This window comes from Chryseobacterium endophyticum (genome assembly GCF_056333165.1).
Window position 1 is genome coordinate 1 of sequence record NZ_JBWGXE010000001.1, and the last position, 25,423, is coordinate 25,423.

The following is a 25,423-nucleotide window of genomic DNA, read 5'->3' on the forward strand; positions in this document are numbered from 1 at the left end:
ATCCTGAGCCAGGATCAAACTCTCCATTGTATGTTTGTTCTTGACTCACTCAAAGTTTTTTTACGCTTTAGTTTTTCCTTACTTGGTTGTTATATTGTATGTCAATGATCTTCTTTGTCTTTCGCTTTTTAACGAAGCAATCTTTTCTGTCAGTGTCGCTCCGTATTTGCGAGTGCAAAAGTAATAACTTATTTTTTAATGACCAAATGTTTTTGAATAAATTTTAAAGTTTTTTTTATTAACCTTAAACCATTCTCCAACTTCCAATCCTATACTCCTGCGCTCCCTGTATTAGGGATTGCAAAGATACAAAACTTTTTAATTCCCACAACTCTTTTTTCAAAAAGTTTTTAAGGTTTAAACCGTTTCTCATATATCTCTACAGAGCCGTTTCTTTAAATTATTCTGCTTATTTAAATGCTCTTCTGCGCTACCTACTCACCTCTCGTTTTCAGTGGGGCAAAAGTAGGACTTTAATCAGATACAATCCTAATTTATTTAACATAAAGTTTATTTTTGATTCATATTTAATCCCTAACCTCCTGAGCCTTAACGACAATAATTTTAAACTAATGTTTGATTTGTTGAGTGTAGTGTGGGTGGCGGGATTAGCGTTTTTGAGAGGTTGGAGAGTTTGAGGGTTGAGGGTTGGAGAGTTTCAGCGTGGAAGGGTTTGAGGGTTTCGGCGTGGGAGGGGGTGGAGTGTTGAGGATTCATTAAGGGTGGTTTTTTGTTTTAGCGTAACCCTGGACGCTCAGTTTTACCCGACGCTGCGATAGGCCGCCTCTTCAGCACTCGGGTTTATTACTGAATGGCTGGCTTTCTTTAATTCTGATTCCTTTTTTTAATCCAGCTGGCTTTTTAGTGATTGGATATTATTGCGGCGAGTATTTTAATAATGTGTGTTCGACATAAAAATAGAGCTAGTTAACTGAACATTGTAATTACAAAGTGGCTTTAGCCGAAATTTATCGTAGGTTTCGGCTAAAGCCGATCTTCATGCTTATCAGGTAAAATGGGCTAAAGCCCATTTCTATTGATATCTGAATAATATAGTTACACCGAACTCACGTTAAATATAAAGACTACCGCTGAAACAGCGTCTTCTACCCTAGCCCGGATCGCAGCGGTTACCCCACAGCAAGCAGAAGGAAAGAGAGGGACTTTGCAAAGGAAGCGTCGGCGCGAGGAGTAGTAGCGGAGAGCCGGATTAAGCTCCTGAGAAAAAAAAGAAAAGCAAAGTTTTCACTCTGCTTTCTGTTTGTTGTAGATGACACTGAGAAATTCGGCATACGATTTTTCAAGTCCTATAATATCGCCACTTTTTAAATTCAGTCCTCCGACACCGGTTTCATCTGATTTTACTTTTGTCGCTGATATCTGAAAGTAAAGATTGGAACTGTTGTCTTTCGGCTGGATCTTAATGGTGGATCCTAAAAGTTTTTTGGTAGAAATGGTGTAAATTTCTCCGGGAGTTGTTTTGATGACCAGATAAGATCTTGGGGAAATCAGATAATCCTGCCTGTTGATGGAAATTTTCTGGTCTTTATCTGAGGAAGCAAATAAATACATATTCCCTGTCTGGTCTGAAAGTTTTTCTTTCGGCAGGTAATATAAGGCAAGCCGATAGTTTGAAGGATTGAACACCTGCGGTGAACCGTCGACGGCTTCGAAGGGTTTTAAGGTAAATGTATTGGCTCCAATTTCTTTTGCCTTCTTGTATATTGCTGAAAAAATTGCTGCGTCATCTTTCGAAAATCCCTGTACTTCGATTTCTCCTAAATATTCGGCATCTTTAATTTCTTCGTTTATTTTATACAAAAAGCGGTCTTTATTTTCATGGGTTTTCTCAACTTTCGTTAAAAATACATTTTGCGCACAAAAAAGTTGAGCGAGGAATATAAAAATAATGGTTAGGTTTTTCATTGTATATGGTTATTGAGTAAGAATACCGACGCATTCTTCCAGGCTGTTTTCCCAATGTTTGGGTTCAATGTTATAGGTTTCTTCAATTTTATCGAGGCACATCGTACTTCTTTTAGGCCTTTTTGCTGGAGTCGGATATTGCTCGGTCGTTAATGTATTCAGCTTAATTTCTGATTTTGAAAATTCAGCTATTTTTTTTGCAAATTCAAACCAGGTTGTTTCGGGATAATTTGAGAAGTGAAATACACCATACGTCTTTTTAGGGGATTCTATGATATTCATAATCGCTTCGGCAAGATCATTGGCGTTGGTAGGCTGCCCAAACTGATCGCTCACAATTCCCAATTGGTCTTTCTGTGAAAATAAATGAAGCATTGTTTTTACAAAATTTTTATTAAACTCTGAATAAAGCCATGAGGTCCTGAGTGTAATCGTCTGCGGATTAATTTCCAAAGCAAGCTCTTCACCTCTGAGTTTTGATTCGCCATAAATTCCTATGGGATTTGTAAAGTCATCTTCAGAATAACAAAGATTGGTTTCGCCATCAAAAACATAGTCTGTAGAAACGTGAATCAATACTGTTTTATGCTCTTTACAGGCTTCCGCAAGGTTAGCAACGCCTTGTGCATTTACCGCAAAAGCTTTGTCTTTTTCAGTTTCTGCAAGGTCTACAGCGGTAAAAGCGGATGCATTGATACAGAAATCGGGTTTGTTATCGTAGAAGAATGAGTTTACCTGATCTTCATTTGTAACATCGAGGGTCTGGGAGTCTGTAAAAATAAACTCGTAATCCAGTTCAAAATCAGGAGCGATTTTCCTGATACAATTTCCCAGCTGTCCGTTTCCTCCTATTACCAATATTTTTTTCATTATGAATTTTTTGCGTTCTGTGATCTTAAAAATTTAACTCTTGACTGAAAATCTTTCTGCTCTAAATCTACATAAAATTTATTGAAAGTTTCTTTAATGTCTTCGGGATGTATTTCTGATTTTCTTGTTTTAACATTAAAATAAATTACAGTGACCCATAACACGGCATGAATTGTCTTTTCGTCGAGGCTTTTCATAAGGATTTCTACTTTTGCCGTTCTGTCCTGCACTTCTATTGTTTTGCTGCTGATGATGACGGATGTATTATATCTTACTTCCCTGAGATAAGCGATCTCGTTTTGGATGGCTATCCATGTACAGCCGGTGAGCTTTGTATATTCTTCGTAGGTAAAACCGTAAAATGTTTCTACGTGATCTTCTCTGGCATTGAACATATAGTCCAGATATTTCACATTATTTAAATGACCAATCGGATCACAATCACTAAACCGCACCTTTACCGTGGTTGATACTTCTTTTTCCATGGTGCAAAAATAAAAAAACCACCCCGATGAGAGATGGTTATTTTATAAATGTTTTTTAATTTCTAAAAATTATTGAACACCCAATTCTTTTTTTACAGCCGGAGTTGCATCAGGACCGCCTTTGAATACGAAGGCAGAAGAGTTTGCATCCATGATATAATCGTAACCGTTTGCTTTGGCTACTTTAGAAACCGCGTCGTTCAGTTTTTTCTCGATTGGTTCATAGGCAGCATCCTGCTTTGCTACGAAATCCTTCTGAGCTTTGTCGTTCATATCCTGGATTTCCTGCTGCATTTTTGCCAATTCTGCTTCTCTTGCTTTGTTTTCTTCGGCAGTTTTCTTAGGAGCTTCTTCAGTATATTGCTTTAATTTCGCCTGTCCTGCGTCTGCTTTTTTCTTGATTTCAGCTTGTTTAGTATCTAAGTAAGCTTTAAGATCAGTATCTGCTTTTTTCTTTTCAGGCATTACATTAAGAACACCTATAACGTCTAAAGTTGCAATTTTTTGAGCTTTTGCCATACCTACCGATACAACCATCATTACCGCTGCAAATAATACACTTAATTTTTTCATAACTGGTAAATAAATAATTTAATTTTGTTTTTAGATCTGTAAATGTAATAAAAGTTAAACTTTTATTTTCTGGTTTTAGTTTTTTCTTTCTTATCGGTATCTTTCAGTAAAATATCCAATACTTTATCTGAATAATCGAATCGTTTCTGCAGGAAAAGTACGTTATTGCTTGTTTTATCGAGCACGATGCCAATTCCGTTTTTCTCAGCCATTGTTTTGATTGCTCCCCAGATCTGATCCTGGAAAGGCTGTACAAGATTGGTCCTCAGTTTTTTTATCTCGCCGGTAGCCCCAAAGCGTAAACTTGTAGTGGTTTTAATATTTTTCTCCAGATCCGTCACTTCTTTTTCTCTCAGTTTCAGCTGATCACCGATTAAAAGAACCTTTTCGTTTTCAAAAGCGGATCTTTTGCGCTCATATTCCGACTGCAGATTCTGCAGCTCAGACTGCCATGTATCAATCTGGGCATTCAGTCTGGCTTCTGCTTCTTTATACTGAGGCATTTTATTCAATATATATTCGGTATCGACAACGCCTACTTTCTGCGCATTGCTTAAACCGAAAAGCAAAAATAAAACAAATGAGAAAACAATTCTAAAATTTTTCATACCATGAATTATAAAGATTGGTTCATCAGGAAGTGTGTTTTCCATCCTGAAGGTTCTGAGGTGCCAATAGGTTTATCAAATCCATAAGCGAAGTCGAACCCGATAAGCCCGAATGCTCCCATATAAACTCTTACCCCAACCCCTACAGATCTTTTTAGCTGGAACGGATTGTAGCTTCCCCATGAATTCCAAACATTTCCTCCTTCAGCAAATGTTAATGCATAAATCTTTGCCGTCTGGTTTAATGAAATCGGATATCTTAATTCTAACGTAAATCTGTTATAAATAGTACCTCCACCTGTCGGCGTAATATCTTCAGAAGTTCCTCCGTACGTAGAAGCATTTTCGTAACCTCTCAACGGAATCAGCTCTCTACCGTCATATCGGCCACCGAAAAGGCCGGTACCTCCCACATAAAATCTTTCAAATGGCGGTGCACCAAGTTCTTTGTTGTATCCATCCATGAATCCCATTTCTGCAGATGATCTCAACACCAGTTTTCCAACAATTTCGTTATAAACATCGGCCTTGAACTTCACTTTATAGAATTCCATCCACTTATATTTTTCCGTCGGAGACATTGTCGAGTAGTCTTTGTTACTAAACAATGAATAAGGCGGAGTGAATTTCACGGAAAGATCAATATTCGAACCTACTGTCGGGAAAATCGGGTCGATACCCGCAGAGTTTCTGCTCAATCCTAAATTGATACTGAAGTTGTTTGCCGTCCCATAATTTTCCGTAACGCCTCCAAAGTCGAAAGGATAATTTTTAAAGTCATATTTCTGGAACTGAAGCCCGGTATACAACGAGAAATAATCATCCGGCCATCTCAACAATCTGTTTAATCCTACTGAAGCGGAGAAAATATTCAATTTCTGAGAAGCTCCATACACATCAGAATATTTTACTCTGGAATTATTAAGACTTACAGAAAGTGCTGTCGCTCTCGTTCCGAATAACCAAGGTTCAGTGAATGAAATTCCGTAATTCTGGAAATATTGTCCTGCCTGAGCCTGAAGGGATAAAGTCTGTCCATCACCTTGTGGCACCGGCTTAAAGTCTTTGAATTTAAGGAAATTCTTCAGCGAGAAGTTGTTGAATGTCAATCCTAAGGTTCCGATAAAGCTGTTACCACCGTAACCGGCCTGTAGCTGAACCTGTGAAGAACCTTTCTCTACCAGTTTCCAGTTGATATCCACCGTGTTATCTTGTTGGTTCGGCTGGATATCCTGACCCACCTGCTGAGGATCGAAGAACTGCATACCAGCCAGATCGAAATAGGTTCTTTTAATATCACTTTTCGCAAAAAGATTACCCGGTTTAGTTCTTAAAGCTCTTAAAATTACATGGTCATGGGTGGTGGTATTTCCCTCCCATGTCACTCTGTTCCAGGTTGCTTTTTCACCTTCGTTGATACGGATTTCAAGGTTGATTTTATCTCCGTCTACCGATTTTTCAACCGGTGTCACGTTTGAGAAAAGATAACCGTTGTTCATGTAGGAAGATTTGATATCGGAATCGTCTTCCTTACCTCCGTCTTCTCCTACTTTCTTGTTGAAACCTACCGCATCGTAGATATCTCCCTTCTTATATCCTAAAAGTCTCTGTAAATAATCTGTAGAATAAACGGTATTTCCGGTAAATGTAATATCACCGATATAATACTGCTTTCCTTCATTAAGCTTTACATTGATCTCATAGTTGTTTCTTTTGTTTCTCCATACGGAATCAGATACGATTTTCGCATCTCTGTAACCCAAAGAATTATAATAATTTATAAGATTCTGTTTGTCATCCTGATACTTTTCTTCGATAAACTTTGAAGATTTCAAAATTCCGCCGATACCGAATCTCTTCTGCTTGGTTTCTTTAAATCCTTTCTTTCTCAGTTTTCTGTCCGTTACTGCCGTATTTCCTTCAAACTCGATATGATCGATCTTGATTCTTTTTCCTTTATCTACATTGATTGTCCAGTCTACGAGATTCGGATCTCCTGCATTTACTTTATCCTGGATGGTAATTTTAGCATCAGCAAATCCTTTTTTAACGAAATCTTTGGGAATATTGGTTTTAAGGCTTGAAACCAGGTTTTGGGTAATTTTGGTTCCCGGCTTCAGATTGTTGTCTTTCGCCATCTTTTCATTCTTGGATTTACCGATCCCTCTCCCGGTGAATTTCACTTCGCCAAGATCTTTAAGATCCTGCAAATGGAATCTTAAAACAATCGTTTCGCCCTCAATACTCTGTACGTACACCTCAACCTCGGAAAAAGATTGGGTATCCCAAAGTTTCTTTACTGCATTACTGACTTTCTGTCCCGGAATATCTACCGTTTCACCTTTGGTTAAACCTGTAAATCTCAAAATCTGAGCGGGCGTATATTTTTTGACCCCATCTACAACGATGTCTTTCAGTGTGTATGTTCCAGCCTGGTTTTCTGCATGTACAGAGTTGGTTACCTTTGTGCTGTCCTGTGGAGTTACCTGTCCATAAAAATGTGCAGAAGCAACAAACATAATGATGGGTAATAGTCTAAACTTCATTTTTATCGTAGTCTTTCTTGTCTTAAATTTTACTGGATTTTTATTTGTTCCCCGGTCTTTCCGAATCTTCTTTCTTTGTTTTGATAATCAACAATACACTGAAAGAAAATATCTTTTGTAAAGTCCGGCCACAGAACATCTAAAAACTGCAGTTCTGCATAGGCGATCTGCCAAAGGAGGAAATTACTGATTCTGATCTCTCCGCTGGTTCTTATTAAAAGATCAACAGGCGGAAAATCTTTAGTATACAGATAGTTTTCGAATAATTTTTCATCAATATCCTCTGCATCTATCTTGCCTTCCTTTACGTCTTCACTTATGCTTTTTACGGCATTCAGTATTTCATTTTGAGAGCCATAGCTTATGGCCAATACCAAATTACCTTTTGTATTTTCCCTGGTTAGTTCCACCACGCGGTTGAGTTGGTCTTTAACCAACGGAGGAAGTTTATCCAGATTACCTATTACATGCATCCTTAACCCTTTACTGAAAATCTCTTCTGCTTCGAGCAATAATGTTTCGACAAGCAAATTCATTAAAGTATTTACTTCTTCGGCAGGGCGATTCCAGTTTTCAGAAGAAAAGGTATACAGTGTTAAATACGGAATATGTATTTCATTACATGCATTAATGGCATTTCTTACCGCCTCAATGGCATTTCTGTGACCGAAAGTTCTTTCTTCGCCACGCGATTTTGCCCACCTTCCATTACCATCCATGATAACAGCAACGTGCTTCGGTAAATTATCAGGATCTATTTTATCTTTTATCAATGACATATTAATCACAATAACACGGAGGTCTTCCGAACGAATAAGTCAATCCGAGACTTACCGTATTCATCCAGTCTTTCGACCTTGAATCTCCAACATTTCTATCTCTCAACAAAGCGGCTTCTCTTTCTTTAGACACGACATAATAAGCATCCGTCTGAAGGAGTGACCCTCCGGTAACCGGGCTTAAAATATCTGCGTTATAAGTAGAAACGACATCTTTGCTCATCACACTGCTGTAATCCAGCTGGTCTGTAAGCGTATATCTTAGTGTAACTTCTCCAAAGATAGCCCAGTTATAATTAAATTTATATTTCAGACCTACTCCAAAAGGAATATTCATGGTAGTTTTTGTTCCTGTAGAATACACCGGCGTTGTGGTAAAATCAAGCTCATTGATAGGCGCCTGTGCCACACCGTCCGCATCTCTTCTGAAATCATTAATAAGGGTTGCTTTCGGGGCATCAAACATCAAAGCGCCTACCCCACCGAATATATATGGGCTCAGCATGCTTTTCTGTTCGTTGTTTACCGGAAAAAAATTATATTCAAAAACCAAACTTGCCTCATAGACATTGTTTTTTCCAAATGAATTTCTATTTTTTCTGTATTCTTCTTTCGCAACTTTATCACTAAACTGAATCTGATTATACCCAAGATCCAATCGGACAGTCTGATGAGGATTAAAATTAAATCTATATAAAATACCACCATAAAACGGAACTCCCCAATCCGACACTTTATGTAAATCCAATGGCTTTTGTAAAATATAATTCGTCCTCCCTATATCCCCAACTAGGTTACTCATACCTAGACGAACTCCCAGTTCGTTTCTTTGAGCTTTAACACTTACCACAGTTCCTAGTGCGGCAAGGAAGCTAAACAATAATTTTCTATTCATAAAAGAATATGGATTTATGGTTATTTTAAAATTTAATTTTTGCAAATATAAAACATTTTTATATTAATGATAATCTTAATGTTTAGTTAAAAATAAACAAAAAAACATAATTTGTTATAAAGTAAACGATAAAGTCACTAAATTATTCTTTTTTTAATAGAATCATAGCGATCATCGTAAAATAAACCCCGCTAAACGAGGTAAAAGTATTATTTTTTATTGAATATCTCACGTACTTTATTTCTAATTCTTATTAACAATGGCTCTTTGTAGTTTTTGTCTTCATCAAAATACCCGTAACCATATCCGTAGCCATATCCATATCCGTAGCCATACCCTTGTGCTACAGTGTAATCGTTATACACAAGACCTAACTTATCCACCTCTCCCTTATGATATTTTTCCGTAATCATCCTCAGCATATATTTCTCGGTATACTCGTGACGGACTACATAAATATTCGCATCAGAATATTTCATTAATTCATAAGAATCTGCTACAAGGCCTACCGGAGGGGAATCTATGATAATAAAGTCATACATTGATTTTAAATCCTGAATAAAACGAATATTTTTTTCACTCATCAGAAGTTCGGAAGGATTCGGCGGAATCGGGCCTGAAGTCGCTACATCAAGATTAGGAATTCTTGTTTTGTTAATGATCTGACTCATTTCGACCTCACCGGTAAGGTAGTTTGATATTCCGTATTTATTATCGATCTTAAAATCTCCGAAAATTTTTGGTTTTCTCAGATCCATCCCCAGAAGAATTGTTTTTTTGTCACTTAATCCTAACACAGAAGCCAGATTAATGGATACATACGTTTTCCCCTCCCCTCCGATAGAGGATGTTACCAAAATTATTTTACTCTTTTCATGATCGCCCGACAAAAATCTCATATTAGCACGAATTCCCCGAAATGCCTCCGAAACCGAAGATTTAGGCTGATCCAAGACCGTAAGCATCGTTTCGTTGCTGTTTTTCCCGATCACTCCCAAAAGAGGAATTTTGGTTGCATTCAGCAATTCCCTGATATTTCTGATTTTGGTATCAAGGAGCTCACCCATCAGAATAAACAATACCGGAAGAACCAAAAGACCTCCTATAATTCCTGATTTCACAATTTTTACATTCGGACCGATGGGCGCCTGCCCCACATTTTTTGCCGGATCGATTACACTGATATCCGACTGGTTTCCGGCTATTTTCAGCTGGGTCTCATTTTGTCTCGTGAGTAAAGTATTGTAGGTAGCTTCAATCATATTATATCCTCTTTCGGCATCCAGATATTTTCTTTCTTTTTCCGGATACGCCTGAAGATCCAGGTCAGCAGTGGCTACTTTATTATTGATCTTCCCTATTTCTTTGAGATATTCGCCATAGTAATTCCTTAAAATATTATCGGAATTCATCCTGGATTCATTAATGAGCTTATTGATCTCAATCATCGGTTCGGAATTTGGCCTGTAGATGAGAGCCATTTCTCTTCTTTTAAGATACAGTTCTTTAAGTTCTGCCAGGGAAGCGGTGAACATGCCATCCTGGAAGCCTGCTGCACTAGTGCTGATCATTTTATCAAAAATCTGTGTGGCCAGCATCTGCTTTATTTTATTAAGAGAATTAATCCGGCTTTCGAAGTCCGCTTTTTTAGCCTCCAGCTCTTTGATCTCATTCAGCGATTTTTCATCGCGGTCTTTGATATCATAGAGCTTTTCTGTCGTCTTCATGTAGTTGAGAATATTGGCACTCGAATCGAGTTTTTTCCTGATTTTATCAAGATTTTCCGTTAAGTAAGCGTCCGTATTTTTATCGACAATCAGTTTGTCGGCCTGTCTTTTTTTCTGAAGTTCACTGACTGATTTATTCAGGAAACTCACGGTTCCATTAAGATTATATCCTGTTTTGGTAATAATCATAATGGTATTAATTTCTTTGTCAAAGTCTACCGAAATCGTAGAAGTAATATCATTGACCGAATTATTAATGGTATTCAGTTTAAAAACAATATTTTCAAGATAAAGTTTAGGTACAATCGTATTTTTAACTAATCTGAACCTCAGATTGGGTGAAGTATACCATTCGCCGACTTCAATAACCCTGTCAGCCGGTTTTTCATAAGGCCCGATCGTAGTAAAACCTTCATTTTGGTAACTATAAAGGTTGGACGATTCTCCATCTTCCGGCAACACCACTTCAAACTTATTCTTCCCTTTTGGGATCAGCGTCACCGGATAATCCATTTGCTGAAGATGCCTTTTATCAACCTCAACCAAAACCGGAATGTCATTTTTGTCCAGAAATGTAGATTTTATGGCTCCCTTTGTAGAATAGTTTACATAAAGCCCAAGCTCCTTCACCAGAAACTCATTATGAGTTCTCGACAAAAGCATTTTTTTAAGATAAATCCCATCCTGGTTACCGCCGTTATTCCAGATAAGGTTTACAGACTGGCTTGGCGTAAAATAGCTTGCCGTATTGCTTGACACACTCAAAGACAAGCTTGAGGCATAAATACTTTGCGCATAATAATTGGTATAAACCCTCGAAATCGAATAGCCGATCACAAACATCATCACAAACCAATACCAGTTTTTAAGGATTCTCTTTAAAAAATGTCCGATATCAAATAATGCGAAAGAACCGTATTTTTCTTTCTGAGAAATCTCCTTCTCAACATTGGTTTCTTTTCCCGGGATCATAGATTAAAGGTTTTTAAGAAGTAAATAGATGGATAAAGCCGTTGTAATCACCGATACACCGGTAGTCAGGGTCTGGATAGGATCTTTCCCTAAACCGTTGAGACTTTTTGCTCTCGTATTAAGATAGATCTCATCCCCATTCTGCACATAATAAAAGGGAGAATTCATGATATCTTCTCTGGTAAGATCAATTTTAGCCACTTTTATGCCTTCCGGAAGTTTTCTGTGGATCACAATATTCTGTCTGTCAACCGTCCTGTTAAGACCGCCGTTCATCGCCAGTGCTTCAGTGATGTTGAGGGTATTTTTATGGGCTACTTTTTCGCCTGTAAGGCCGGTTGTTTCAATATCTCCCAATATATAATAGGTAATTCCGTCAGTATTTAGCCGTACTTCAGATTTTCCTTCCTGGAAATTTTCATTTACCTTAGCCTGTATCTCCTGGGAAACCTCGTCAATCGTTCTTCCTTCCGCTTTAATATAGCCGATACCAAAGACATTGATATCGCCGTTGGCATCCACCTTCAATCCGTTGAAATAAAAGACCGCATTACCTCCCGTAGATGTTCCGCCGACAGCTCCGGAGCCGCTGCCCCGTATACTGGATGTCGCTGCTGACGCACCCTGCGATACCGATGATCCCGAGGTATTCAGTGATGAATAAAACTGGGCGGCATCTCCTTTCGGTGTGGTGACGATATTCAGGTTCAGCAGATCATTCCTGGTGATTCTGTACACCGGAATATTGTACGGAATAAGACCTTCCTCATTGATGACAAGGCCCTCGCTCGGCTGCATATAACGCACATCCTTTGTTGTAATACAGGATGTCACCATAAAAGGCAGTATTAAAAGAAATAAATATTTATAATTTTTCATCATATTTGAAATTATTACAGAGTGTAAATTAATCGTGAGTGTTTTTAATATGTCTGAGGGTATAAAAGATCTGAGGAATATAAGCCCCCAGAAAACCGAAAATAACAATGATAAAAAGTAAAAGGTTTACATCAATATGCCTTAAATAATAAGCAATGCTTACCACAAAAAGATAATACAGAATAATGTAAAACGAAGACCTTCTGTGGGTAAGATTTAGCTTTAAAAGCTTATGGTGAATGTGGTTTTTATCGGCATCGAACGGCGATTTTCCATTAATGATCCTGATAACAATCACATTGAGCGTATCAACGATCGGTAAAATAAGTATGGCGACCGCCACCACCGGCGCAGACTGAAGATGATACCTCGGAACATAAGGAATATTTTTATCGATAAAAATATCAATGAAAGAAATAGATGTGAAGGCAAGCAGGAAACCCAAAAGCATCGAACCCGTATCGCCCATAAAGATTTTATTGGTTCTGTAGTTTGATAAATTGTAATACAGAAAACCGAGAACCGAACCGATAATAATCACCGACAGTACCACCAAAGGATAATTGTATTCCCCAAGCCGGTAATAGCTTATCCCGAACAGTCCGCTGCAGATCAGCGAATATCCGCCGGCAAGGCCATCAATCCCGTCAATAAGATTAAAGGCATTGATCAGGATGATGAATGTAACGATACTGAAAATCACACTGACAAAATAATTGATCTCGTAAATCCCGAAAATCCCGAAAAGATTCCGGATTCTGATATCAGATCCTATTACAACAAGTGACGAAACAACAATCTGGGCAATCAGTTTTTTGTAGGCTCTCATAACGACAATATCGTCCATCACGCCAACATAAAGAAGGATTACCAGAGAAGCAAAGAGAAATTTGTAGAGATCAAAAAGCTCATAAGCGAAAATGGGCGCACAGATACCGATGGAATAAAAAATAGCAACGCCCCCGAGATTGGCGATTTTGCGCAGATGAGAGCTCCTGACGCCAGGCTCATCCATAAGATTCTTTTTTCTCGAAATCTTGAGAATGGTAGGAATCGAAAAAAATGTGATTAAAAAGGAAAATAAAAAACCAAGTCCTATTTTGATGTAAAATATGGGAAGACCCGATTGAGCTAAGAACAATTCAAAATTTTTCATCTTTTTTCATTTAAAAAGCCCTGCTGATTTCTTCTTAAGAAACGTCCCGGAAAAAGTTGTGTCGCCTTAGTTCCGAACAGCGCTTACATTTGTGTTTATATTAATTTTCTTATCAGTTTTTTCTGCCTCGCAAAAAATAAAAGATAAAATATGCGTTTTTTCAGTGACAAAGATAATAGATAATTCTTACCAAAACGACTATAATTCAATAAATTTTTAAGTTTTATATCCCTTTTCTTCATGAATTGTTCTAGTTTTTCGCACATTTTATAAAAAACATCATCATTTTTTACATAAGCGAGATAGGCAATATAACAGTAAACCCCTTCAAAAATCTGGAAATTCTTAAGCTCGTGCAGCTGGTCGGAATACTTTGTCTTTGCGAAAAAAATCTCAACATCTTCTACCGCTCTCAGAATATCGAGACCTTTTTCGGTATGGGTTTTTGTGATAGAATCTGCCCTTTCAAGATACTGGTAGTGAAAATTCTGGGTCTGCGAAATTATTTTACAGCCCAGTAACAGCTGAGGAATAAGCTGTATATCTTCAAAATGAGCATCTCTTTTAAATCTTTTCTCTTTAAAAAGTTCTTTTTTAAACAATTTATTGCAGGCGAAATAACTGATATCGGAAAAAACCGAAAAATGATCCTCAAGAATGATCTTTTCAGGCATATCCGGGAGTTGAGTCAGTTTCTGTATCACCTTTCCCTGCCCGTTTACCTTCTGAATATTACAGATCACCATTTCCGACTGATGTTTTTCCGCGAGCGTTGCCATCTCTTCGAACATAGAAGGATCTACATAGTCATCACTATCTACAAATCCTATATAATCTCCGGTAGCGCGGTCGATGCCGAAATTTCTTGCATCGCTGAGTCCGCCGTTTTCTTTGGTGAAAGATCTTATTTTATCCGGATATTTCCCGGCATATTCCCGGATGATGTTCCCGGAATGATCTTTACTTCCATCATTCACCACCAGGATTTCGATATTCTGGTGGGTTTGGGAGACTAATGATTCAAGACAAAGGGCAAGATAATTTTCAACATTATAAACGGGAACAATAACAGAAACTTTTGAGGGAACATGTTTCATACATTTAAATTTTCGTCAGTCGTGTGTTTAGCCAGCCTTTTTTGGCATCATCAAAATCTTTTCGGGAACAGGGGACGCAGTTTTCCACGCTTTCATCATTCCCGAAATACCAAAGATTACTGAAGGTATCCCGCCGGAAGGTATACTGCCGATCATCGACCAGGACATAAAACACTTCATAGTGCCGTTCCTTCGGGTGAGATCTCTGAATATTGATGCCTTCGATCAGGTACCAGATCATTTGTGCAAGCAGCTGGTGATTGAGCTGGTTTTCAGAATAGATATTATAATTAAAGATTCCTACGGACTTCAGGTTTTCGCTCAGTCCGATTTCCTTCATATAGGCGCAGATCTCGCGGCGGTTCAGGCCGTTTACCTGGGGATTCATCGAGAATGGTTCTCCAAAACTTTCGATCGCATCGCAGTTTACCGTCACCAGATCCGCTTTTCTGAAAAACGGTTCCGTTTTCTCCGTAGAATTCATCATTTCCGCAAGACGGATGATGTCAAACTCCACTTCTTTGATGAGCCTTACCGAGTCTATCTCATTAAGATGCTTCTGATAGCCCAGGTGATGATAGTTTTTAATGGAAAAATTCTTTGCCCCGAAAATCTTACTTAAAAAAGTATATTCATTAATCATCTCTCCCTGCTGAAGCGAAATGATATTGCTGATCTGCGTATAGCTGATGTTTTTAGTGTGAAAATTGAGCGCAGAAAAAAGAGAGAACGCAAAATCGTTGGAGCCTCCAACGATCACCGGAATGGCCCTTTTGTAATGACAGGCCGACAATACCTCCTGCAGAATATAATGGGAATCCTGAACCGATTTCCCGGAAACCAGATCCCCGAGATCGACCACCGGAATTTCAAAATCCAGCTGCGACAGCTTGTAAAACTCCCTTCTGATCCCGGTGAAATCCTGAACTTCAGCATCCCCGTTGGCTCCCCTGTAATCGGAAACAAACAGCAGAACGATGCTGTCTTCCTTAATATCTTTGGTGACCCTGTTTCCGATCTGCCAGCTTTCCGTCTTGAAATTCCTGGGCGAAATGATAAAATCTTCAAAATCCATGTTTCTTTTTCAACATATATATATTGAGATCAAAAATATTAAAATTAAATTATTTCCCAAGTATAAAATAATACCTGTTTTCGGTTTCTTTTAAGAGCCCGATCAAATTCTAAATACATTTTTAACATTAAAAATCAAGGTCTGGCACATTAAACAGGTCCATAAGAAATTATCAGATCAATTTAAACCGGTTCTAAAATTCATTTGCATCATTAATACCGGATTATCTTTGTTTGGATGTGCATCCAGAAATTCTTCACCTCTAAACACTTTTTCCATGCTTTTGTTTAAATTATTTTAAACTAAAAAAGATTCGCGACTGAGGGTACTTTGTCCTGCAAATCGGGTTAACATAATAATATTCAGGCATTATCATGATTTCTTTTTCCGAAAATTTCTTTACTTTTAACCGTTCAACAATTTAAAATCCACAAACGATGAGTACACAAAATCAGATCAGTGTAGAAATCCCTCAATCTGTAATCGAAGAGGTAAACGAAAAGCTACAGGAATGCAAGAAACTTCTCACTCCTTATTTACAGGCATTAACTTCCGAAGAAAAAGAATCCATCTTTAAAATGGGAGACAAAACGGTAGCTACCGTACAAAAGGTAAAAGGCTACATGGAAACCAACCCTGAATTCATTCCTAAATACATGGACAAAAAAGAGTTTCTGAAGGACGAAGCTTTGGTAAGCGCACTGGATCCTATCGGGAATCTGGCCACACAGCTGGCCTCGGACATCAGGGACACCACAATTCTTGCGGGAAGTGAGGCGCTCACGGCGGCCATGTTTTATTACGGCTCCGCGAAAGAAGCTTATGACAAGGGAGTTCTCACAGCAAAACCGATCTATGAAGATCTGAGCCAGAGGTTTGTAAGGAAAAGCTATAAAAAAGCCCCTAAACAATAGCCCCTGCTCATCCCAGGTTTCAAAAACGACCCTTTTAGGCTCACCAACCAGCCAAAAAGGGTCGTTTTTCATGCAAAAAGGGTGAAATTACAGCCTAAAAGGTTCAAATTTCACCCTAAAAGGGTCAACGATGAACCTAAAAGGGTGGAAAACCAGTCTTTTATACTGGTTTTTGAAGGTAAAAGGGTGAATGATGAGTCTAAGAGGCTGACGGACGAATGTTTTTGGGTGGACGCTCATTATTTAACGGTAACGAACCCTACAGATTTACACTTCATTAAATGTAATGGAAATAAAAAAGACCACCTTGCAAAAGGCAGTCTTCGAGAAATAATTATTATAAAAATTATGGTAATAAGACCTGATCGATCACGTGAACCACTCCGTTCGTAACGACCATATCTTTCGCAGTAATATTTGACGCTGTAGTGTTGGAATTTCCTTTTACCTTGGCCCCTCCGGAAAGGGAGATGGTTACTTTAGCCCCATTCAGTGTTGTTGGCATGGCTCCGTCGGTAAGATCGGTAGAAAAGATCTTCGCATTGATGACGTGGTAGGTAAGAATATTGGCCAGCGTATCCGGATTCATTGCGTTGATCACCGCTTCAGATGTAAGCCCTGCATTGATGAATGCCTGGTTCGTAGGGGCAAAAACGGTAAGGGAAGCATTGGCGTTTGATAATACAGCAGCCACATTAGTGGTTCCCTGGCTTGCGCGTGTCACGGCAGCGACCAGCAGGCTCAAATTAGGATTTGCCTGGGCAGCCTGTACGATATTGTTGGTCGGCGGCATCAGAACTTTGTTTATAATGTGTACAATCCCGTTTCTTGCCATCACGTCTGCTGTAGTAACCTGTGCGGCATTCACGTAAACCCCGCTGCTGTTTTTTGTAATGTGAAGTTTCTGGTTGTTTGCAATCGAAATATCCGTTGCCCCTGTCGGAATGTCTGCCGAAGCATATTTCTGCATGGCGACATGGTACATCAAGATGCTTTTCAGCTGGTCTACCGGCACTGCGTTGATGGCCGCTTCGGTACCCAACCCAGCCGCTGCAAATGCTTCATTGCTTGGTGCAAAAACGGTAAACGTACCGTCTGCCGCCAGTGTCTGGGCCAACCCGGCGCGTACTACCGCCACTTTTAAAAGCGACAGGTTGGGATTCTTTGATACGAGATCAGTAATAGATTTTCCGCTGTTGTCCATGACCATATCATCATTATCGTCACATGAAATGAGACATACGGTCAAAAGTAAAAATCCGAAGAAAGTTTTTAAGAGATTTTTCATAAAATTTTGCTTTTGGTTTATAAATAAATTAATGATTGATAATTTAGTGTATAAATCCACCATTCAAACTTTATGCCGATTATGTGGTATGATGATCCCGCGATGATTCTATTGTAGATAATCATCGCAAAGAACCTCCATGAATACGGGGAATAAAAAAAGCACAGATTGAAATCTGTGCTTCGTATGTTAAGAAAAACATTTTATTTTTTTGCAGCTGGCTTTTTGGCGGCAGGTTTTTTTGCAGTTGTTGTTTTCTTCGCTGCGACTGTTTTCTTGGCGGCAGGTTTTTTCTTTTCTGCAAAGGCATTTTTATCCTGATCGGTGATCCATTTTTTAACCTCATCCAGAGAAACTTCTTTCAGCTCTTCCGCATCATATTTGGTATCATCTTTCTTCTTCGGAATTTTAAACATGCCTTTTCCGAATTTGATGAAAGGCCCCCATCTTCCGTTTTCAATGGAGATCTTTTCCTTTTCCCATTGCTGAATGTAGCGGTTGGCTTCTTTTTCAAGCTTGGCATCGATCAGTTCATTGATGTCACTTTGAGAAAGATTTTCGAAATCGTATCTCTTCGGAACATTGATGAAAATATCTTTATACTTGATGAACGGCCCGAATCTTCCGGAACCTTTCGTTACCGGTTCACCTTTATAGGTTGCGATGGGTGCGTCGGCAATTTTCTTTTCATTAATGATCTCTTCTGCCCTTTTCTGATCTACGGAAAGCGGATCTTCCCCTTTCGGAATGCTTATATAAGTATCGCCCCATTTCACATACGGCCCGAATCTTCCGACTCCCACTGAAACCGGCTGTCCGTCTACTTCATTAAGATCAAACGGAAGCTTAAACAATTCCAGCGCTTCTTCAAGGCTAATGGTTGCGATATTCTGGCCAACCATTAGCGAGGCAAAAACAGGTTTTTCTTCATCATCCGTTTCCCCGATCTGGATCATGGCCCCGAATCTTCCTATCCTGGCGTGAACATTTTTCCCGGTTTTCGGGTCGATCCCAAGAAGTCTGTCTCCGGTCGCCCTGTCGGCATTTTCTTCTACATCTTCAATTCTCGGATGGAATTTAGAGTAAAAATCATTCATCATTTGCTTCCATTTCTGGTCGCCGCTGGCAATTTCATCAAAGCTTTCTTCTACTCTTGCTGTGAATCCGTAGTCAAGAATTTCTTTAAAATTATCGGTCAGGAAGTCATTCACTACTTCACCGATGTCTGTAGGAACGAATTTATTTTTATCGCCCCCGAATTTTTCTTCGAGAACTTCTTTTTTAATTTTATCTTTTGCTAAAGAGATTTTTACCACTTCGCGGGTTTGCGGCTCGATTTCGCGCTTATCCACGTACTCACGATTCTGAATGGTCTGAATGGTCGGCGCATAAGTAGAAGGACGCCCGATTCCCAGCTCCTCAAGCTTTCTCACCAATCCTGCTTCGGTGTATCTTGCGCTTGGTCTTGTGAATTTCTCTGTGGCGGTAATTTTTTTATAGTCTAAAACTTCTCCCACATTTACTTTGGGAAGCAGTTTTTCATTGCTTTCTTCGTCATCATCCTCGGCTTTTACAATTCCGTAGGCTTTAAGGAATCCGTCGAAGATAATCACTTCCCCCTGCGCTTCGAAATGCTGAGGTAATTTCGCATTCCCAATTTCGATTACTGTTTTCTCTATTTTAGCATTGGCCATCTGAGAAGCTAATGTTCTTCTGTAAATTAACTGATACAATCTGTTCAGTTGGGCATCTCCTATACTTTTAACGGTAAAATCAGTCGGACGGATGGCCTCGTGAGCTTCCTGAGCCGACGCTGATTTGGTGGTATAATTTCTTGGAGAAGAGTATTCTGTCCCGTATTCTGAAGTGATCTGTTTTTTTGCGCCCTCAATGGCTTCCTGGGAAAGGTTTACGGAGTCCGTTCTCATGTAGGTAATGTATCCCTCTTCATATAATCTTTGTGCAAGACGCATGGTATTGGTCACATTATATCCTAATCTGGAAGAAGCTTCCTGCTGTAGCGTAGAAGTCGTAAAGGGTGCTGAAGCGGATCTTGTTCCGGGTCTTGTTTCAACATTTAAAACTTTGAACTCTACTGTTTTTGCGAGCTCGAGGAATTGTTCTGCGTCCTGTTCTTTATCGAAATCTTTTTTAAGCTTTGCCGCAATTTCCTGGTTGGTTTTGTTCAGGAAAACCCCATCAAGCTTGAAGCTTGCTTTCGGAACAAACTCGCGGATTTCTTTTTCCCGCTCCACGATCAGCCTTACGGCTACGGACTGCACTCTTCCTGCGGATAGTCCCGGTTTTACTTTTTTCCAGAGAACCGGTGACATTTCAAAACCTACGATCCTGTCGAGAACCCTTCTTGCCTGTTGGGCATTTACCAGATTCTGATCGATATCTCTCGGGTTATCGATTGCTTTTAGAATAGCATTTTTAGTAATCTCGTGGAAAACGATTCTCTTCCTGTTTTCCGGTTTCAGCTTCAGTTCGTCGGCAAGATGCCACGCGATGGCTTCCCCTTCGCGGTCTTCATCGGAAGCGAGCCACACCATTTCGGCTTTTTTCACAGCGGCTTTCAGCTCGGTCACCAATTTCTTTTTGTCGGCGGAAACTTCGTAATCAGGACTGAAGGTAGCCAAATCGATTCCCATTCCTTTTTTAGGCAGGTCACGGATATGTCCGAAACTGGATTTCACTTCAAAATCCTTCCCTAAATACTTCTGAATCGTTTTTGCTTTTGCCGGTGATTCGACGATTACTAAATTTTTCGACATTCTAAAAATTTTTGCAAAAGTAAAGTTTTTTTATTAGATAGGTTTTTGGAATTACATTTTATTTAGCAATTCCCCTTGTGCCACGAATAATCTGTAGAGAATTCCTTCGAAAGTAAAACCTTTTCCTGACATCTCAACCCTGTAGATAAGGGACGCTAAAATAATGAATGCGGTAATGTAAAATTTTTTACTGATTATTATTCTTTCAAAAGCGTATGGCGAGCATGCTTTCGGCAATTTTAAAGTAAAAAGGATAATGATCATTATCATATGAATATACATCCATCTTCCCCAGTCGATCGCCAGATAAAAAAGCGGCAGGGAGAACAGGAATGTACATACTAATGCTATAGATAAAAGTTTTCGGTTGTTTAGAAATTTTAAATAATAACCTATGTGAAACACACTTATTGCTAAACTGACTCCATAGAGCAGATATTCTTTCCTGTGCTGAATGATATATTTTCTTTCATCGATATTCCAATAGAATATACCGTATACCGGATGAACGCCTCTGGCCGCTAAGATTTCCAATGATTTCCCTTCATTTACATTTTTCCCGAATAAAAAGATAACGAGGGCGGGAATTCCTACGGCAAGAAAGTACTTAATATACCTTTTAAAATGAATTTCTCCGGTTTTCAGGTATAATGCCAAGGCAAAATAGGGGACGTAGAACACCATGATTTCATGTAAGAGAACGGTCACAAAGAGTGCCGCACAAAAAAAGTATTCTTTATCACTGGAAAGCCTGTTCCGGTCTAAAAAATATACAAACCATGTAAAGAGCAGGAAAACGATAAATTCTTTTTTACCGACATAAGTAACGGTATTCAAAAGACCTATAAAGCCAATGGGCGACAATAATAGAGACAGGTACAGCAAATCTGTCATTTTATAACGGATGAGTTTTGCATACAGCAGAAAAAATCCTGAGATAATGACAAACTGAAAAAAATACACAAGGTAATTTAGTCTTAAGCCCGTGAGATCCTGCAACAGGAAGAAGAAACTCCCTGACAAACCTCTTCTTTTGAAGCCGCCGTCCTGGTAGTTGATGAGCCAGTCTGCGAGAATATATCCGTCGTCTTTAAAATTATAGTAACAGGTAAAGGCCAGCGTGTAAACTGCGGTTATTGCAATTAAAAAATAAATGAAGATTTTGATATTAAAATATCGTGAAACGTTTTGTATCATAATGTGTTTTTTAAATTGAGATGAAATCTGTGAGCTAAAAACGAATACCGAAAAGGTTCAGAAAAAATCTTAATGGCAATCCGGTTTGTATTCCAATCAGTGCTGAGGGAACCCTGTACACGAAAATGGCTATTAATGTGAGAATACTAAAGACAAACATCATGCGATTTTTTATCAGTTGGAGGTCAAAAAATTTCATTTCCGATACAGGAACCAGAGAAACAAGAAGTATCTGAAAAAGAATAAAATTATTGTAGAACCATCTTCCCATATCGATAGCGATCAGAAAGAGCGGAATGCTCATTAAAAAAGCCAATGCAAAAGCGAGTAACAGTTTTCTTCTGTCTTCAGGGGTAATTTTTTTCAGAACCATGTAAAACACAACAAACATGAGCTGAAGCACGACACTGATAATGTATAAACTCAGATTTTTAATTTCCTTCGTGAGATAATCTACCTTGATAAGCTGCGTTTCTTTCCACCGGAAAATATTCTCTTTCTGCAGCTCGATCCCACAATCCTGAACCAGCTGTAATGTTTTGGGATAGTCGATGCTAATCCCCGACCACAAAATAATTACGGCCGGAATATAAAAGGACAGTAAAATAAGGCTGTACCTTTTAATATCAATTTTTCTGTTCTGAAAATAGAGGACGATCAAAAAATACGGCGCATAAAAAACAAAGCTTTCATGAACTAAAACCGAAACGGCAAACAATACCAAAAAGAGATACTCCTTCGTTTTGCTGAGTTTATTCTGGGAAATATAATACGTAAAAGCAGTAAAAAGCAGCCATAAAATCCCATCTTTCCGGGCACCGATAGCGGGATCAGAAAAAAAACCCCACAGACAAAATGGGGTAAAGAGAAACAGAACATCGACAAGATTCGCTTTTTTAAACCGTAAAAGCTTGTACAGAAAATAGAAAAACCATACATACACGATGGTTTGCATCAGAAAAACAGAGTACTGAATCTTTATTGAAAAAACTTTATATAAAAGAACAGAGACCGTTCCCGGAAGTCCTCTTCTGGTGAATCCTGACTCCTGATAATTGATCAGCCAGTCGGCAAATGCATAACCGTTGCAGGTGAGGTATGCAAAATATATTTTAAAAATACATAAGAACGTAATGACAGTGAGATAGAGAACGACCGGATAATCGATTGTGTTTTTTTTCATCTTTAAAAATTTGATTCTGTTAGAATTAATCTCTTTTTAAATGTGCTTAATTTGTGTTTTTATCAGATTCGCTAAATTACATAATTTCTTTTAAGGTTTTGTTTATTTTTAGCGATCGTATATTAATTATTTTACTACTTTTGCATACACAGACTCTGAAAAACACAAATGTATGCATCTATTGCACCCTTACTATCTGGTTCCCTGCATTATCATTTTATGCCTCAGCTTTGCCGAAGCCTACCGGGACGAAAAACCAAGTACAAAATACCTGATTCCTATCGCGGCATGGTTTATCCTTGTTGTCGGTTTCAGAGATGCGGGTCCCGATTACGGGAGCTATAAGAATATTTATTTGTGGTACAGCTCCCATACCCATTACACCGATATTTTCAGGAAAGCGCTGAAGCTCGACAGCCCGCTGGATATGGAGTGGCTGTATATTCTCATCAATAAATTAATATTTGATGTTTTCCTGGCTCCCCCATTTTATGTGGTCACTTTTTTCCTGGCTCTTATTTCGATTCCATTAAATTATATAAACATTAAAGAAAATTCGCTTTATCCTTATACAACGATCCTGCTTTTCTTTTTTCCAAGTTTTTTCATTGGCGAAAACGGCCAGATGAGACAGGCATTGGGAACTATTATCTGTTATTTTTCGATTCGTTTTATCAAGGAAAGGAAGGTGTGGTACTACCTCATTTGCATTTATCTGGCGATGGGAATTCATAATGTATGTATATTTTTCCTGCCGATGTATTGGCTGGCCAGAATCCCTATCAACAAAACGGTTATGGCCACCGCCATCATCGGATCCATGATTGTTTCACCTTTTGAAATTTATAAATATTTCGGGAGCCTTCTTCCTGAAGAAAGTACTTTAATGACCGGGTTCAACAACTATATCAACATGAGTACCACCACGGAAAGGCTAAATGGCGGGATCGGAATTCCTGAAGGAAATGCTATCCTTTCTACGATATTTCTTTTTGCATTTGACAATAATATGAAGGAGAAATACCCTTACTACGAATACATGAGGAATTTTTGTGTATTAGGAATATGCTTCTTTTTTATATTCAGGGGAAGCACCATTTTTTCTTCCAGGCTCACCGGGATATTCTTTACGGCAACAGGCTATTTAATGCCTTATGCTATGTATTCGACGAATAGCGGGAACAGAAAAATAATACACGGAATTATCATCTTCTACTGTCTTTTCAACTTTGTTATTTTTTCCATCTTTAAAAATATCGAAAGAGGAAAGTTTACGATTGATACGTATTCGAATTTTTTGTTGCCTTAATTTTTCCGGCGTCATTTTGTGAAGCGGCTATCATTCCGGTGAGAATCAGAGGCAGGAAAAGCCTTGCTTCCCAGAAAAGGCCTACCGAAGCAATCATGAGAATGTAAGGTAAAGAGAATAACAGATACTTTATGATCAGTCGTTTTCCGGCTTTTCCAGAGATTTTATAACTTAAGTAAATACCCAGTAAGCCAAATAAAAGCCCGAGAAGATTGTAAGGACTCGTAAAATTTTTAACCAAATAAATCCCCTCCACAAAGGAGGTGTGCTGATGAATCATGAGACGCAAAACTATATAGGGCAGAATAAAGGCCAGAACCAGAAAGCAAACCTCTTTTACACAGACAAAATTTCTTTTCCTGAGATGAACGGGTTCGATAAAAACCGCCGCAAAAAAAGCAATATTAAGGCAAGCCGTTTCCCTGACGCAGGTGGAAATAAATATAACCGCAGCCAGGCAAATAAAATACACCGGTTTGTTTTCCTGCAGATATTTAAGATTGAAAAAAATTCCCAGGACGTAAAAAAAAATGGCGATACAATCACAGTTTGTCGGCACATACTGTACGATCACCATAAAAAATACAGCAATCAGGTGAAGCATTCTTCCTGCATTTTCATTCGGCAGAAGTTGTTGCCCCGATTTTAATTTAAAAATTTTATCTAAAAAAATAGAAGCCAGAAGAAAGAAGAAAACATTGATAAGAAAAGTGCTGTGATAGAATAATGAACCCTGTTTTAAAAGAAAGCTTTTCGCAAAAGGCATATAATTATTGACGATAAACGTCACAGTTTCCGTTACATGAACACTTAAATAATTGGGGATAACCCGGTAGGCATAGACCGATGAAAACATGAAATCCGGGGTCTTCTCCCAAAATTTGATTCTTACGACATAAGAAGATTCAAATCCGTAGTAAGACATGAAAAACAGAAGGAACGGGAGTACGATCACGAATAGAAATTCGTTTATTTTTTCATCAAATGTTTTAAGCATAATAATTCCAGGCAACGGCCAAGCTTTTTTTTCGTCATTAATAGGGAACTCTTACAAAAGTATATATTTTTTCGATTTTAACTAAATATTTTATTGATTTTCAGACAAACTTATGTTAAAAATTTTCAGACTGTAATGAAAAAATTAAATTTGCAAACTTGATTTGATAA

20 protein-coding genes are annotated in these 25,423 nt (G+C 38.5%); 2 read left to right on the forward strand and 18 right to left on the reverse strand.

All coding sequences use genetic code 11. The features are described 5' to 3' along the window. Positions 1 to 1,245 precede the first annotated feature (1,245 nt). The 13 genes from AC0N32_RS00005 to AC0N32_RS00065 all read right to left on the reverse strand — a co-directional run bounded on the left by AC0N32_RS00005 (position 1,246) and on the right by AC0N32_RS00065 (position 15,588). Positions 1,246 to 1,926: a hypothetical protein gene (locus AC0N32_RS00005; RefSeq protein WP_476391830.1), complete on the reverse strand. Its 681-nt coding sequence runs from the start codon at positions 1,924 to 1,926 to the stop codon at positions 1,246 to 1,248. A 9-nt stretch (positions 1,927 to 1,935) separates the two neighbouring features. Beyond that, positions 1,936 to 2,796 (reverse strand): dTDP-4-dehydrorhamnose reductase, encoded by an 861-nt coding sequence (rfbD, locus tag AC0N32_RS00010; RefSeq protein ID WP_476391831.1) that lies wholly within the window; start codon positions 2,794 to 2,796, stop codon positions 1,936 to 1,938. Further along, positions 2,796 to 3,281 carry an acyl-CoA thioesterase gene (locus AC0N32_RS00015; RefSeq protein WP_476391832.1) on the reverse strand — a complete coding sequence of 162 codons (486 nt, stop codon included), beginning with the start codon at positions 3,279 to 3,281 and terminating at the stop codon, positions 2,796 to 2,798. Before AC0N32_RS00015 ends, rfbD begins: the two co-directional genes overlap by 1 nt. A 69-nt stretch (positions 3,282 to 3,350) precedes the next feature. Next, positions 3,351 to 3,854 carry an OmpH/Skp family outer membrane protein gene (locus AC0N32_RS00020; RefSeq protein ID WP_476391833.1) on the reverse strand — a complete coding sequence of 168 codons (504 nt, stop codon included), beginning with the start codon at positions 3,852 to 3,854 and terminating at the stop codon, positions 3,351 to 3,353. Positions 3,855 to 3,916: 62 nt separating this feature from the next. After that, positions 3,917 to 4,462, reverse strand: a complete 546-nt coding sequence (locus AC0N32_RS00025) for an OmpH/Skp family outer membrane protein (protein ID WP_476391834.1) — start codon at positions 4,460 to 4,462, stop codon at positions 3,917 to 3,919. Between the two features lie 8 nt (positions 4,463 to 4,470). Continuing rightward, complete coding sequence (gene bamA, locus AC0N32_RS00030) at positions 4,471 to 7,008, reverse strand: outer membrane protein assembly factor BamA (protein ID WP_476391835.1); 2,538 nt, start codon at positions 7,006 to 7,008, stop codon at positions 4,471 to 4,473. A gap of 29 nt (positions 7,009 to 7,037) precedes the next feature. Further along, positions 7,038 to 7,787, reverse strand: a complete 750-nt coding sequence (locus AC0N32_RS00035; protein ID WP_476391836.1) for an isoprenyl transferase — start codon at positions 7,785 to 7,787, stop codon at positions 7,038 to 7,040. 1 nt (position 7,788) lies between these two features. Continuing rightward, the gene (porG, locus tag AC0N32_RS00040) at positions 7,789 to 8,682 is read right to left on the reverse strand and encodes a type IX secretion system protein PorG (protein ID WP_476391837.1); all 894 of its coding nucleotides are present in this window, start codon (positions 8,680 to 8,682) and stop codon (positions 7,789 to 7,791) included. Between the two features lie 209 nt (positions 8,683 to 8,891). Then, a complete protein-coding gene (locus AC0N32_RS00045; protein ID WP_476391838.1) occupies positions 8,892 to 11,381 on the reverse strand; it encodes an exopolysaccharide transport family protein in 2,490 nt (829 codons plus the stop codon). 3 nt (positions 11,382 to 11,384) lie between these two features. Further along, the gene (locus tag AC0N32_RS00050; protein ID WP_476391839.1) at positions 11,385 to 12,263 is read right to left on the reverse strand and encodes a polysaccharide biosynthesis/export family protein; all 879 of its coding nucleotides are present in this window, start codon (positions 12,261 to 12,263) and stop codon (positions 11,385 to 11,387) included. 25 nt (positions 12,264 to 12,288) lie between these two features. Beyond that, entirely contained in the window at positions 12,289 to 13,416 is a 1,128-nt protein-coding gene (locus tag AC0N32_RS00055) for a glycosyltransferase family 4 protein (RefSeq protein WP_476391840.1), read from the reverse strand. Between the two features lie 95 nt (positions 13,417 to 13,511). Beyond that, positions 13,512 to 14,513: a glycosyltransferase family 2 protein gene (locus AC0N32_RS00060; protein ID WP_476391841.1), complete on the reverse strand. Its 1,002-nt coding sequence runs from the start codon at positions 14,511 to 14,513 to the stop codon at positions 13,512 to 13,514. Between the two features lie 4 nt (positions 14,514 to 14,517). Then, complete coding sequence (locus AC0N32_RS00065; protein WP_476391842.1) at positions 14,518 to 15,588, reverse strand: formimidoylglutamase; 1,071 nt, start codon at positions 15,586 to 15,588, stop codon at positions 14,518 to 14,520. Between the two features lie 437 nt (positions 15,589 to 16,025). Between AC0N32_RS00065 and AC0N32_RS00070 the strand changes: the two genes are divergently transcribed. Continuing rightward, a complete protein-coding gene (locus AC0N32_RS00070; RefSeq protein ID WP_476391843.1) occupies positions 16,026 to 16,502 on the forward strand; it encodes a hypothetical protein in 477 nt (158 codons plus the stop codon). A 346-nt stretch (positions 16,503 to 16,848) separates the two neighbouring features. On the opposite strand, the gene AC0N32_RS00075 is transcribed toward AC0N32_RS00070, so the two are convergent. The 4 genes from AC0N32_RS00075 to AC0N32_RS00090 all read right to left on the reverse strand — a co-directional run bounded on the left by AC0N32_RS00075 (position 16,849) and on the right by AC0N32_RS00090 (position 22,947). Beyond that, the gene (locus tag AC0N32_RS00075; protein WP_476391844.1) at positions 16,849 to 17,790 is read right to left on the reverse strand and encodes a fasciclin domain-containing protein; all 942 of its coding nucleotides are present in this window, start codon (positions 17,788 to 17,790) and stop codon (positions 16,849 to 16,851) included. Positions 17,791 to 17,993: 203 nt separating this feature from the next. After that, on the reverse strand, positions 17,994 to 20,567 hold the full coding sequence (gene topA, locus AC0N32_RS00080; RefSeq protein WP_476391845.1) for a type I DNA topoisomerase: 2,574 nt from the start codon (positions 20,565 to 20,567) through the stop codon (positions 17,994 to 17,996). Between the two features lie 51 nt (positions 20,568 to 20,618). Next, positions 20,619 to 21,764, reverse strand: a complete 1,146-nt coding sequence (locus AC0N32_RS00085) for a hypothetical protein (protein WP_476391846.1) — start codon at positions 21,762 to 21,764, stop codon at positions 20,619 to 20,621. Positions 21,765 to 21,798: 34 nt separating this feature from the next. After that, positions 21,799 to 22,947 (reverse strand): hypothetical protein, encoded by a 1,149-nt coding sequence (locus AC0N32_RS00090; RefSeq protein ID WP_476391847.1) that lies wholly within the window; start codon positions 22,945 to 22,947, stop codon positions 21,799 to 21,801. 172 nt (positions 22,948 to 23,119) lie between these two features. Between AC0N32_RS00090 and AC0N32_RS00095 the strand changes: the two genes are divergently transcribed. Beyond that, on the forward strand, positions 23,120 to 24,256 hold the full coding sequence (locus tag AC0N32_RS00095) for an EpsG family protein (RefSeq protein ID WP_476391848.1): 1,137 nt from the start codon (positions 23,120 to 23,122) through the stop codon (positions 24,254 to 24,256). On the opposite strand, the gene AC0N32_RS00100 is transcribed toward AC0N32_RS00095, so the two are convergent. After that, complete coding sequence (locus tag AC0N32_RS00100) at positions 24,219 to 25,253, reverse strand: hypothetical protein (RefSeq protein WP_476391849.1); 1,035 nt, start codon at positions 25,251 to 25,253, stop codon at positions 24,219 to 24,221. The genes AC0N32_RS00095 and AC0N32_RS00100 overlap by 38 nt on opposite strands. Between the last annotated feature and the right edge of the window lie 170 nt (positions 25,254 to 25,423).

Coding starts and splice junctions, on each gene's coding strand:
- AC0N32_RS00005 (WP_476391830.1), bottom strand. CDS start 1,926: ATGAAAAACCTAACCATTATTTTTATATTCCTCGCTCAACTTTTTTGT.
- rfbD (WP_476391831.1), bottom strand. CDS start 2,796: ATGAAAAAAATATTGGTAATAGGAGGAAACGGACAGCTGGGAAATTGT.
- AC0N32_RS00015 (WP_476391832.1), bottom strand. CDS start 3,281: ATGGAAAAAGAAGTATCAACCACGGTAAAGGTGCGGTTTAGTGATTGT.
- AC0N32_RS00020 (WP_476391833.1), bottom strand. CDS start 3,854: ATGAAAAAATTAAGTGTATTATTTGCAGCGGTAATGATGGTTGTATCG.
- AC0N32_RS00025 (WP_476391834.1), bottom strand. CDS start 4,462: ATGAAAAATTTTAGAATTGTTTTCTCATTTGTTTTATTTTTGCTTTTC.
- bamA (WP_476391835.1), bottom strand. CDS start 7,008: ATGAAGTTTAGACTATTACCCATCATTATGTTTGTTGCTTCTGCACAT.
- AC0N32_RS00035 (WP_476391836.1), bottom strand. CDS start 7,787: ATGTCATTGATAAAAGATAAAATAGATCCTGATAATTTACCGAAGCAC.
- porG (WP_476391837.1), bottom strand. CDS start 8,682: ATGAATAGAAAATTATTGTTTAGCTTCCTTGCCGCACTAGGAACTGTG.
- AC0N32_RS00045 (WP_476391838.1), bottom strand. CDS start 11,381: ATGATCCCGGGAAAAGAAACCAATGTTGAGAAGGAGATTTCTCAGAAA.
- AC0N32_RS00050 (WP_476391839.1), bottom strand. CDS start 12,263: ATGATGAAAAATTATAAATATTTATTTCTTTTAATACTGCCTTTTATG.
- AC0N32_RS00055 (WP_476391840.1), bottom strand. CDS start 13,416: ATGAAAAATTTTGAATTGTTCTTAGCTCAATCGGGTCTTCCCATATTT.
- AC0N32_RS00060 (WP_476391841.1), bottom strand. CDS start 14,513: ATGAAACATGTTCCCTCAAAAGTTTCTGTTATTGTTCCCGTTTATAAT.
- AC0N32_RS00065 (WP_476391842.1), bottom strand. CDS start 15,588: ATGGATTTTGAAGATTTTATCATTTCGCCCAGGAATTTCAAGACGGAA.
- AC0N32_RS00070 (WP_476391843.1), top strand. CDS start 16,026: ATGAGTACACAAAATCAGATCAGTGTAGAAATCCCTCAATCTGTAATC.
- AC0N32_RS00075 (WP_476391844.1), bottom strand. CDS start 17,790: ATGAAAAATCTCTTAAAAACTTTCTTCGGATTTTTACTTTTGACCGTA.
- topA (WP_476391845.1), bottom strand. CDS start 20,567: ATGTCGAAAAATTTAGTAATCGTCGAATCACCGGCAAAAGCAAAAACG.
- AC0N32_RS00085 (WP_476391846.1), bottom strand. CDS start 21,764: ATGATACAAAACGTTTCACGATATTTTAATATCAAAATCTTCATTTAT.
- AC0N32_RS00090 (WP_476391847.1), bottom strand. CDS start 22,947: ATGAAAAAAAACACAATCGATTATCCGGTCGTTCTCTATCTCACTGTC.
- AC0N32_RS00095 (WP_476391848.1), top strand. CDS start 23,120: ATGCATCTATTGCACCCTTACTATCTGGTTCCCTGCATTATCATTTTA.
- AC0N32_RS00100 (WP_476391849.1), bottom strand. CDS start 25,253: ATGCTTAAAACATTTGATGAAAAAATAAACGAATTTCTATTCGTGATC.